Origin of the sequence: Pseudocitrobacter faecalis, from assembly GCF_965231525.1 — a bacterium.
GTDB classification, from domain to species: domain Bacteria; phylum Pseudomonadota; class Gammaproteobacteria; order Enterobacterales; family Enterobacteriaceae; genus Pseudocitrobacter; species Pseudocitrobacter faecalis.
Map to the genome: position 1 here is coordinate 3586374 of NZ_CBDDNJ010000002.1, position 11754 is coordinate 3598127.

The 11754-nt window shown below is 50.4% G+C and carries 10 protein-coding genes; 4 read left to right on the forward strand and 6 right to left on the reverse strand.

Annotated elements, in window-relative coordinates; genetic code table 11:
- Positions 1-5: 5 nt before the first annotated feature.
- Positions 6-1565, reverse strand: coding sequence for a multicopper oxidase CueO (gene cueO / locus ACOXYR_RS17545; RefSeq protein ID WP_421355813.1), 1560 nt, complete (start codon positions 1563-1565; stop codon positions 6-8).
- A 146-nt stretch (positions 1566-1711) separates the two neighbouring features.
- Between cueO and ACOXYR_RS17550 the strand changes: the two genes are divergently transcribed.
- The 3 genes from ACOXYR_RS17550 (at position 1712) to speD (ending at position 3838) form a co-directional block, all read left to right on the forward strand.
- Positions 1712-2059: a YacC family pilotin-like protein gene (locus tag ACOXYR_RS17550; RefSeq protein ID WP_108475578.1), complete on the forward strand. Its 348-nt coding sequence runs from the start codon at positions 1712-1714 to the stop codon at positions 2057-2059.
- Positions 2060-2162: 103 nt separating this feature from the next.
- Positions 2163-3023, forward strand: a complete 861-nt coding sequence (gene speE / locus ACOXYR_RS17555) for a polyamine aminopropyltransferase (RefSeq protein ID WP_113858276.1) — start codon at positions 2163-2165, stop codon at positions 3021-3023.
- 20 nt (positions 3024-3043) lie between these two features.
- Positions 3044-3838: an adenosylmethionine decarboxylase gene (gene speD, locus ACOXYR_RS17560; RefSeq protein ID WP_108475576.1), complete on the forward strand. Its 795-nt coding sequence runs from the start codon at positions 3044-3046 to the stop codon at positions 3836-3838.
- A 51-nt stretch (positions 3839-3889) separates the two neighbouring features.
- On the opposite strand, the gene lacA is transcribed toward speD, so the two are convergent.
- From lacA to yacL, 5 genes are all read right to left on the reverse strand, one after another.
- Positions 3890-4495, reverse strand: coding sequence for a galactoside O-acetyltransferase (gene lacA / locus ACOXYR_RS17565; protein WP_113858275.1), 606 nt, complete (start codon positions 4493-4495; stop codon positions 3890-3892).
- Between the two features lie 16 nt (positions 4496-4511).
- Positions 4512-5768 carry an MFS transporter gene (locus ACOXYR_RS17570; protein WP_415727710.1) on the reverse strand — a complete coding sequence of 419 codons (1257 nt, stop codon included), beginning with the start codon at positions 5766-5768 and terminating at the stop codon, positions 4512-4514.
- 83 nt (positions 5769-5851) lie between these two features.
- Complete coding sequence (locus tag ACOXYR_RS17575; RefSeq protein WP_421355803.1) at positions 5852-8929, reverse strand: beta-galactosidase; 3078 nt, start codon at positions 8927-8929, stop codon at positions 5852-5854.
- Positions 8930-9073: 144 nt separating this feature from the next.
- Entirely contained in the window at positions 9074-10156 is a 1083-nt protein-coding gene (locus ACOXYR_RS17580; RefSeq protein WP_146745446.1) for a LacI family DNA-binding transcriptional regulator, read from the reverse strand.
- A gap of 114 nt (positions 10157-10270) precedes the next feature.
- Complete coding sequence (yacL, locus tag ACOXYR_RS17585) at positions 10271-10633, reverse strand: protein YacL (RefSeq protein ID WP_108475571.1); 363 nt, start codon at positions 10631-10633, stop codon at positions 10271-10273.
- 380 nt (positions 10634-11013) lie between these two features.
- On the opposite strand from yacL, the gene ACOXYR_RS17590 reads away from it, so the two are divergent.
- The gene (locus ACOXYR_RS17590; protein ID WP_407732070.1) at positions 11014-11733 is read left to right on the forward strand and encodes a tetratricopeptide repeat protein; all 720 of its coding nucleotides are present in this window, start codon (positions 11014-11016) and stop codon (positions 11731-11733) included.
- Positions 11734-11754 lie beyond the last annotated feature (21 nt).

An 11754-nucleotide genomic window follows, 5' to 3' on the forward strand; every position in this document is an offset into this window, starting at 1 on the left:
ATTTCTTACACCGTAAACCCAAGCATCATCCCCGTATCCTCATGCTCCAGCAGATGACAATGCGCCATATAGGCATGCTCTTTCGGCGCTTCATGATCGAACTTCACTAACACCTCACTGACATCCCCTTCCACACGAACCGTATCTTTCCATCCCGAGCGGTGCGCCGCAGGCGGCTTGCCATTTTCCGACACAATCCGGAACTGTGTACCGTGAATGTGGAACGGATGCAGCATCATGTCGCCCTTGCCGGAGATAAACCAGCGCTCATACTGACCCTTACTGGCGGCAAACATCGGCGTGCTCATGTCGAACACTTTGCCGTTAATACGGTTAGCATTGTGGAAGTCAAAACCCCCGCCGCCATGATTCATATGGCCCATGTTGCCATGATCCCTATTACCGTGGCCCATCATCTCACCGTGCTGCATGTTGCCCATCGCGCTCGCGCCATACTTTTTCATCAGCGCCTGCATGCCCATCATATCGAGCATCGGATCCATAGAAAGCTGGAGTCTGCGTTCGGTCAGGCCGTCTAATGAGGGCAGAGCAGGCAGTGAAGAGAGCACATCCGGTAATTCACCCGATGCATTGATAGTAACGGGCTGTACGCGCAGAACTGGATGCGCTTTATCGAAGGGCGCAACGGCCATTCCCATCTGAGTTACCGGCAGCGTCACGATATCAAACGGTTTCCCGTCGCGGGTCTCAACCAGCACTTCAAAACGCTCCCCCATCAGCATCGGCAATTCCGTGACTTTGACCGGCTCCGGGAGCAAACCGCCATCACTTGCCACCACATACAGCGGGCGATTATCGCTGGCAGCAATCGTCAAGGAACGCGCATTACAACCGTTAAGCAGGCGCAAGCGCAGCCAGCCGCGCGGTGCCGCGTGCTGCGGGTAGATAGCACCGTTGGCCAGCAGCGTGTCGCCAAACCAACCGACAGCGGCAGTCATTACATCAAGTTGATAATCAATTTCGCCCTCGGCGTTAAATTTTTTGTCCTGAATAATGAGCGGCACATCATCAATGCCCCACTGTTTTGGCAGCATCAGGCGACGAATATCGTCATCTTCAATCAAGACCAATCCCGCCAGTCCCATCGCCACCTGATGACCCGTTTTGCCATGCTGATGTGGGTGAAACCAGCAGGTCGCCGCACGTTGGTCAGGCGTGAAACTGACCGTGCGTTTACCGCCTGGTTGAATAATGCCCTGCGGGCCGCCGTCGACTTCCCCCGGGATCTCAAGCCCGTGCCAGTGAACGGTAGTCTCTTGCGCCAGTTGATTATGGATATTGACGGTGATGGGTTTCCCCTTCTTCAACTGAAGTGCCGGGCCGAGTAAGTGGCCGTTATAACCCCATGTCGTAGCGGTTTTAGCGCCAAACTGCGTTTTTCCTGCCTGGACGGTGAGCGTCACCTGGCTGCGCGCATCAGCGGCAAGCAAAGGGGGAATGGGAAGCGCAGGACGATCGGCGGCGAAAACGGCGCGACTCCAGAGCGGTAACGCGCTCGCCACGCTGACGGCGGCGCTCAATTTCAGAAATTCACGACGGTGCATCATTACATCCTTTTGCTGGCTGCGGGTGAATATTTGAGCTTAAACCCTACCCTTGCGGGAAGGTCAAGTAAGAAGCGTCGAAAAAGGCTCTACGTACCGTCTGGAAGTGTGCTAACGTTGAATCTCGACGAGGTAAGGTAGAAGAAATGAAGACGTTTTTCCGTACAATGCTGCTTGGATGTTTGTTGACTGCGTCCAGCCACAGCTATGCATTAAGCGAGTCTGAAGCAGAAGACATGGCCGATCTCACTGCGGTGTTTGTGTTCCTGAAAAACGACTGTGGTTACCAAAATCTCCCTAATGGCCAGATTCGTCGCGCCCTCGTTTTCTTTGCCCAGCAAAATCAGTGGGATCTCAGCAATTACGACACCTTCGATATGAAATCGCTCGGCGAAGACAGCTATCGCGATCTCAGTGGTATCGGTATCCCAACCGCGAAAAAATGCAAATCGCTGGCTCGCGACTCCCTGAGCCTTCTCGCCTACGTGAAATAACACGCTCTACCTTCCTGCTGAAAAAACGACCGTGCGCCCACGGTCATTGTTAGCTATTATGTTGCGCCTGTTTCAAAGGTGTTAACAATGGAGGGTTCAAACGATGACCGATAACACCCTGTGGCACGAAACGCTGCATGACCAGTTTGGTCAGTATTTTGCGGTGGAAAACGTGCTCTACCATGAGAAAACCGATCATCAGGATTTGATCATTTTCGAGAACGCCGCCTTTGGCCGCGTAATGGCGCTGGATGGCGTGGTACAAACCACCGAACGCGATGAATTTATCTATCATGAAATGATGACCCACGTTCCGCTGCTGGCCCATGGTCACGCGAAACATGTGCTCATTATTGGTGGCGGTGATGGTGCGATGCTGCGTGAGGTTAGTCGACATAAGAACGTCGAGACCATCACTATGGTGGAAATCGATGCAGGCGTGGTTTCGTTCTGCCGCCAGTATCTTCCTAATCATAGTGCCGGAGCCTACGACGATCCGCGCTTTACGCTGGTGATTGATGATGGCGTGAACTTCGTCAATCAAACGTCGCAAACCTTCGACGTGATTATCTCCGACTGTACCGACCCGATTGGCCCCGGCGAAAGCCTTTTCACCTCGGCGTTCTATGAAGGCTGTAAACGCTGCCTGAACCCTGGCGGGATCTTCGTCGCGCAAAACGGTGTTTGTTTCCTCCAGCAGGACGAGGCGCTCGATAGCCATCGCAAACTGAGCCACTACTTTGATGATGTGAGTTTCTATCAGGCGGCAATCCCCACCTATTATGGTGGCATTATGACCTTCGCCTGGGCGACCGATAACCCGGCGCTGCGCCATTTATCAGCCGAGATAATTCAGGCGCGCTTCCATACCGCGAAGCTTGCGTGTCGCTACTACAACCCGGCTATTCACACCGCGGCGTTCGCGCTGCCGCAATATCTACATGACGCACTGTCTGGACAGTGACGCTAAGGGGGTGAGGAAAATTGAAAAAACTGAAGCTGCACGGCTTTAACAACCTGACCAAAAGCCTGAGTTTTTGCATTTACGATATCTGTTACGCAAAAACCGCAGAAGAGCGCGATGGTTACATCGCCTATATCGATGAACTCTACAATGCCAATCGTCTGACCGAAATCCTGTCAGAAACCTGCTCCATCATCGGCGCGAACATACTCAATATCGCCCGCCAGGATTATGAACCGCAGGGCGCGAGCGTCACCATTCTGGTGAGCGAAGAACCCGTCGACCCGAAGCTGATTGATAAAACCGAACATCCCGGCCCGCTACCGGAAGCGGTGGTGGCGCATCTCGATAAGAGCCACATCTGCGTGCACACCTACCCGGAAAGTCACCCGGAAAGCGGTTTATGTACCTTCCGCGCGGATATCGAAGTCTCGACCTGTGGCGTCATTTCACCGCTAAATGCGTTGAACTACCTTATTCACCAGCTTGAATCTGATATCGTCACCATTGATTATCGCGTACGCGGTTTTACCCGCGATATCAACGGCATGAAACACTTTATCGATCATGAGATTAATTCGATTCAGAACTTTATGTCAGATGACATGAAGTCGCTGTATGACATGGTGGATGTGAATGTGTATCAGGAGAACATCTTCCACACCAAGATGATGCTCAAAGAGTTCGACCTGAAACACTATATGTTCCACACCAAACCGGAAGATTTAACCGACATTGAGCGCAAAGACATTACCGCTGCGCTATGGAAAGAAATGCGCGAGATTTATTACGCGCGCAATATACCGACGGTGTAACACTGAATCGGGGCAATATGCCCCGATTCTGTTACAACGATGAAAACAGTGTCACGACTCAGCTTTTAAGTCGTGATAGTAATACTCTTTATCACGCGATGTAATTTCCCTGAGAACCCGGCAGGGCACGCCAACCGCGATAACATTAGCAGGAATATCTTTTGTCACCACACTTCCCGCACCGATGACCGAATTATCGCCAATGGTCACGCCCGGATTAATGACAACATGGCTGCCAATCCAGACATTATTACCGATCGTGACAGGGAAAGAGAACATTTCACCATGTGTACGTAGGGCATAATGCACAGGATGACCGGTAACAGAAATGGTTACATTGGGCGCGATCATGACGTTATCACCGATGGTTACCGTATGATCGTCGACAATTGTCAAATTGAAATTGGCATAAAAATTTTCACCAAGCGTAATATTCTTACCGTAAGAAAAATACATTGGTGGTTCAATCCAGACATTATCCCCCGTTTTAGCAAAAATTCTCTCTATTAATTCTCTGCGTCGGTTTTCCTCTGAGGGACGGGTATGGTTATATTCATACATGAGCTCCTTCCCACGCAGGCGCTCCTCCGGTAAACCCTCGGTTAAATCAGTAAACAGCATTCCCTCTTTGATTCGCTGTCTCATTGATAATGTCATTTCCGCCTCCTGCGTATCAACTTATACTTTTCGTCTGCGAAGATCGCACAATGCTCAGTGGCCCGGCACCGCTTAACGTTACGGTTGAGATAAGGGTAAAGACCAGCGCAATCAGTCCTAAAACTAAATAAGCCCCCTGGAAACCTATTTTTTCATACATATTACCAGCCAGCACCGACATAAACATCATCGCCAACTGTTTGAAAAAACAGAAGCAAACCAGATAAATAGTGGCAGAAAAACGCACCTCAAACTGGCTGGTAATATATTTGAAGCACCCAACTATCAGGAAAGGGATTTCAAACATATGCAGCGTTTTAAGAATAACAACTTCAACCGCGCTAGTCGCGAAAGAAGAACCAATAATACGGACAGACATGATCATTCCCGCCACCAGCAAAGCATTCTTCCCCCCAATTCGATTTACGATTAGTGGAGCGAAAAACATAATACAGGCGTTGAGCAATTCTCCCATTGTCGTGACGTAGCCGAAGACCCGCGTGCCCTGCTCTCCGGTTGCGAAAAAGGAGGTGAAGAAATTGGCGAACTGTTGATCGAACACATCATAGGTGCAGGATACTCCGACCACATACAGCGATAGAAACCACAATTTGGGCTGTTTAAATAGCTCCAGAGCCAGTTTAACACTAAAAGCTGACGAGTTCGCACCAACCGCATCGGCGACCGTTGCTGAAGAAGAGGCATCCGTACGAGAGAAATAGAGCAATACCGCAAGTACAATTGCACACCCGGAACCCAGCCAGAAAACAAATTCATTATTGATTGTGAACATGACGCCAACAATCGACGCACAAAGCGCCCAGCCCACACAGCCAAACATTCGCGCCCGACCAAACTCAAAATGGCTACGCCTGCTCGCTTTTTCAATATAGGCTTCAATCGCTGGGGCACCCGCATTATAAATAAAGCCAAGATAAATGCCGCCCACAATAGAACCAAGTAAAATATTAAACTGTAATAACGGCCCAAAAACATAAATAAAGAAAGGGGCAAACATAACCAACATCCCGGTAATAACCCACAGCAGATGTTTTCGTAAACCCAATTTATCCGACATTAAACCAAAAATCGGTTGAAACAATAGCGAGAAAAATGAGATACAGGCAAAGATGACCCCGGTGTCTCCCTTACTGATGTGGTTGATATCATGTAACCAGATCGGAAAAAAGGGAAAATATGCGCCCATGATAAAGAAATAGAAAAAGAAGAAAAAGCCAAACATCCAAAAGTTGGTATTCTTGAGATAATACATAAAAAATCCTTGCACTAAGGTGGGCAGGTTCACACCTGCCCAATTTTCATTTTATTCTTCAACTCGAATAAATTTTCACATTATTATTCCCAAACGATCTGATAATAATAATGACGCGCACTTAGTTGGAATTCTGGCGATACGGAAGGACTCCAGGAGTCGTCCCCACCAACCCCCATATGGAAGCCGTCAAGATTAAGCCAGGTTCCCGCTTCTTCCTGCAGCAAATGGCGATGGGTTGTTTCCATCAATTGCCTCTGGCTATAACGACCAATATTGAACTGGAAGTCGCCACGCCACTGATGTGTGCCATAACGCAATTGCCGCGTACCGCAGCGCAGACCGTTTTCACCTGGAAATACATATGGCGTATGCATAGCATCAAGCGGAAGCTCCCAGCTATCGAAACAGGCGCTGCTTAAACGATCCGGATAGTTTTCATGCGGCCCCAGTCCAAGCCATTTCACGGTGTCCTCAACCTGCGAAAGCTGGCATGTCAGACCAATGCGTGCGGGGTAGGGAGTTCCACTGGCAACGTCGACGCTGATATCAATCTGCATTTTACCGTGGCCATCAATCCGGTAGATTTTGCGGCTGATAAACAGTGTGGCCTCCTGATATTGCCAGGCATGTGTTGTGGTTATCAGGACTGCATCTGAGAGAGCATCGGCCTGACAGGCTAAAAGCACCGGCTCGGCACGATAATGGCCAGCCTTTTTCCAGCGCTCCACCCATGCATTGGGATCAATCCGCGTCACTTCACTGACCCCGATATCATTATCAAGCGGCGCCCGCGTAAACTGATCGGTAAGCGGTGTGAGAAGCTGTTTTTCATCACCCTTCCACAACTGCGTCAGCCAGCCCTGCTGGCGGCAGAATTGCCACCGCTTTTCGCCAACGGTTACGACATATTCATTCTGATTGGCTGAAAGCGTGGGCACGTCATCAGCGAGCGGAGGACGGTTCGCCGCCAATGACTCTTCCAGCGCCCACTGCTGCCATGCGCTGATATGCCCCGCCTCCGACCATGCCGTGGCGCGCGGTTGCTCCACGCGTACCGTCAGCCACAACTGTCCGGGCGCATGCGGTATTGATACCTCTGGCAGCGTAATGACCTGACGCCCTTGCGGCGCGATATCCAGCACCACCTCCCCGTGAGCAAGTTCATTGCCCTCACGCTTTAACGTCCAGTGGAGGATTTCATTGTCGCTGTGGCGGAACAGATATTCACTCACGACTTCGATACTGCGCTTATCACCGGGCAACAGGTGGAACTGGAAGAACTGTTGCGCGTGTTTTGCTTCATAAAGCGCCGGGTGAGGCGTGCGATCGGCAAAGACCAGACCATTCATACAGAACTGACGATCGTTCGGCGTATCGCCAAAATCGCCACCGTAAGCTGACCATGGTTTTCCGTCTTCGTCATATTGAATTAATGACTGATCCACCCAGTCCCAAACGAATCCGCCTTGCAGGCGCGGATATTGTCGAAACGCCTGCCAGTATTTAGCAAAGCCGCCAAAGCTATTGCCCATCGCGTGCGCATACTCGCAGAGGATAAGTGGACGCTGCTCGCCGGGCAGAGAAAGCCATTTTTTGATAGACCACTTCGGCGCGACGTCGAATGCCTGGTCCTGATCGACACGGCTGTACATCGGGCAAATAATATCCGTCGCCGCCGTATCCGCGCCGCCCCCTTCATATTGAACCGGTCGGGTGGGATCTTCAGACTTCAGCCAACGATAGAGCGCATCATGATTCACTCCGTGTCCGGATTCATTCCCTAATGACCAGATGATAATGCAGGGATGGTTACGATCGCGCTGCACCATACGCGTTACGCGTTGGCTCATCGCGGGCAACCAGTCCGGGTCATCAGTTAATCGATTCATCGGTACCATACCGTGAGTTTCGATATTGGCTTCATCCACGACGTACAAACCATACTGGTCACACAAGGTGTACCACAATGGATGGTTGGGATAGTGCGAACAGCGCACGGCGTTAAAGTTATTTTGCTTCAATAACAAAATATCCTGGATCATGGTTTCACGATCCATCACCTGCCCGTTCAGAGGATGATGTTCATGGCGATTGGTGCCGCGAATCAGTAACGGCTTGCCATTAAGCCGTAACAACCCATTTTCAATACGAATGTCGCGAAAACCTACATCGCAGGCTTCCGCCTCGATTAATTCGCCATCGGCAGTGCGCAACTGAATGACGGCCCGATACAGTTCAGGCGTTTCCGCGCTCCATAACGCGGGATGCTCAACCGGCAAACAGAGCGTGGCACGTTCAGCATAGTTACCGCGCTCATCAACGGGGGCGCTGCCTGGTCGCGCGCTGACCTGCCCGATAAGCGATTGCCCTTTCCACAAATGCAGTTCAATCTGCACATCATGCTGGACGTAACCAGCAATGCGAACCTCCGCTTCGAGACGCGCACGATTGTATTCACTATTAAGATGGGTATTGAGGTGGAAATCCGCAATTTGCAGCGACGGTTTATGTAACAGGGAGACGTCGCGAAAAATGCCGCTCATCCGCCACATATCCTGGTCTTCAAGATAGGTGCCGTCGCTCCAGCGCAGCACCAGAACCGCCAGCCGGTTTTCACCCGCTTGCAAATATGCTGTAAGGTCAAAATCAGACGGCAACCGGCTGTCCTGTCCATAGCCGACCCAGTGCCCATTGCACCATAAATGAAATGCGGAGTTCACACCGTCAAAAATAACCCGCGTTTGCCCCTCGGCTAACCATTTATCATCCACACAAAATGTGAGCGAATAACAACCAGTGGCATTTTGGTCAGGAACATAAGGGGGGTTTACCGGGATCGGATAAGTGACATTGGTATAAATGGGAGCATCATAGCCCAGCATTTGCCAGTTAGACGGCACCGGAACAGTATCGGCATCAGGCAGATCCGCCTGCAACCAGCTTTCCGGTACCGACTCGGGCGAAGGGAACCAGCAGAATTGCCAGTCGCCATTCAGGCTTACCAGCCGATCCGACCTTTCGTTTCTTTGAGCGCCCTCGACACATCGCCAACTGCAAAAAGGCGGGTGCGCCGCCATTCTGTTACGTTGCGTCACACCGGGCGTCTCCCAGTCCCGCCGTGCCAGCACGGCAGCCAGTGAATCCTGTTCTGAAGTCATTGCGTTATCCTTTACGGGTTATGTTACTCGCTCACAATTTTTTGTACATATATCGCGAATCCACAATTTACGTAAAGGAGGTACTCAGAAATTAGTGAGCTGGCTCAAAATTAATTGCGCCAGCGGAGGAAGAGATGGGATGAATTACAAACGTGAAACCTGCCTCGCCAACTGCATTAACGACTCGGCCAGCATTTCCCCCGAGACGCTCTCGGTGTTGGGCCTGCGTACGGTTTTGCGCTGGATGAGAGAAACAGGCAAAAGCTGATTCCCGGATTCGCTATGGCCGGCGGACATCGCTAAAAGTCGGTCGACACTTCCTCGCCCGAGAACAGGAAAATCCTGACGAATGGTTGTTAAGGGCGGTATGTAACAAGAACTGTCCTCGGTATCATCATAACCAATGACCGAGATATCCGTTCCTACGCGCAGGCCATGTTCAGTGATGGCACGCATAACGCCCAGCGCCATTTGATCGTTGGCGACTAACATCGCCGTGGGAATCATGCCATTAAGCAACATCTGCTGCGTCTGTTGAAACCCGGATAATGCGCTCCAGTCTCCCTCAAGCACGGCGAAAGGCTGTAGCTGATGACGCTCCAGATGCTCATGCCAGCTTGCCAGACGCAGGCGAGCTGACACAGAGGTCGAGGTGGGGCCGGAGAATAACGCGATACGTTGATGGCCATGCGCCACAAGATGCTCCACGCCCAGACGCGCGCCCTCATCATGCGAGAAAACAATACTGTTAACCGGCGTACGCTCAGAGACATCCAGAAAAAGCACCGGCACGTTCCCGGCCGCACGGGCAACGCTCAGCGCATCGTCATTCTCCAGCGGAACATTAATGATAATGCCGGTTACGCGTCGGGCCAGCAGGTTATGCACGGCCTTCTCACACGCTTCCACACCGCCAGACTCAACCATGGCAATAACCACACTCGCACCAGACTGATCGGCGCGTGATTTTATCGCCGCAACAATCTGCGACGGCGCATGCAGCGCCAGATTTATCGTTGCAACGCCAATCAGCGGTGACTGTTTACCCGCAAGTTGCTGCGCGGCATGATTAGGAATGTAATTCAGCTCCTTCATGGCGGCTTCAACTTTCGCTCGCGTTTTCGCGGAAACGTGTTCGGCCTGATTCACCACTCTGGAGACCGTTTGATAGGAAACGCCAGCATGAGTTGCCACGTCGTAGAGCGTTACCGCTTTCACATTCAATATCCTGAAATCATTTGTCCTGATACCATGATGCCATATCGCTAAGGATTTTCCTCTCTGAGAAAGCAACGACTTCACCGACAACGATGGCCTTTATGCGATGAAGCCGATCGATGCTTATCTCTGCTGCAGAAAATCGCGATAGGCCGCCACTACCTGTAAAAAATCTTCGACGCCGCACAGGGATAAACTCTCTTCGTCGTAGTAGTTCATCCCCTCTTCCATCTCGTCGCCGGTAAATTCAAGCTGATTTGCACGGATCATTACCTCTTCACCGTCCAGCCACAGCGTGTATTCGTGGCCCGCGCGCTGCCAGGTGCGCTCGCTGCCTTTAACCGCACGCGCCGCCTCTTCGACTTCATCCAACAGCGCCAGATTCTCTTTGACTTCTTCGTTAAACCAATGACCGACCACTTCGTGGCCCATCGACATACGCACCTTTACCCCTCCGGTAACGTCGCGCAGAAATTCGTAATCCATAATCGTCTTCCTCTGCAAAGGCAATGCGTCAGCGCTGCATTGTACCCATGCTGTAATTATCGCAGTCGCCAGGAAGAATAAAAGCGGAGCGGGTTGAAGGAATGGAAATAAAGTGCCTCTCGGAGGCGAAAGAGGGGCGATGGGTCAACTTCTGAGCATAATGGCGCCGGATGCATCGATTGTTGACCTGTCATAAAGTTGCCCCCCCACAACACACGCGTTTCTCCAGGCGAAGCCTGATAACTGCGTGTCACTTTCTGTTTTGCCGAGCACTCCTCCCCTTGTCCAGATAAAGACATCGTAGGCAAAAGATCTTACTCATATTGCGTTTTCAAAATATTATCTCGTTGATGATTAAAATTATTAAGGAGATTGGATGTATGCATTCATATTTCAAAGGGATACTCACTCTTGTATTCACTATAATTATTTCCACATCGACACTTGCAGAACCCTATGGTCATTATGACCTTAAAAAAATCCTGCCGGTCACGGAAACAAAATCGGGAAAAACATATCAATTCGATGTTGGTTATCTTGACCAGGTATTTTTAGATATCTACAAACATAGCTTTGCACCATTGTCACCACGATTTGATTCTCTTGAAGATCAAAAGCGCGCCCTCCGCGATACTCAAGTCCTGATGAAACTGCTAAATAATTACATCAGAACGATGCCAAACCCAAATTATCAAATACTTGGTCGAACTGCCCTCGTTAACCACATGGCCTATGGCATTGGAGTTTCAGATGCCAGGGCCACAGCCGAAAAACAGTACGAACACATGCTGTCATTGAAACCCAATGATCCCGATGCCCATTTTTACTATGGGATATTGCTATTAAATACATGCCAAATTGATAAATCAATCGAGCATCTGAGTGCATCTGTGGAAACAGGAAATAATAGAGCATCAATTTTATTAGCCACGGCTTACGTTATTTCTGGTAAAAATAAAAAAGCGCTCAACACTTTAGATACCCAACTCAAAAAAGCACCAAATGACTCCAACGCAAAAAAACTACACGATTTTATTGCATCAGGGAAAGCAAAAGAAGTCGTTGCCACTATGCAGGAAAAGAGTTGTGGGAAAAAATAAACAGCACCTGTAATAGCAGGC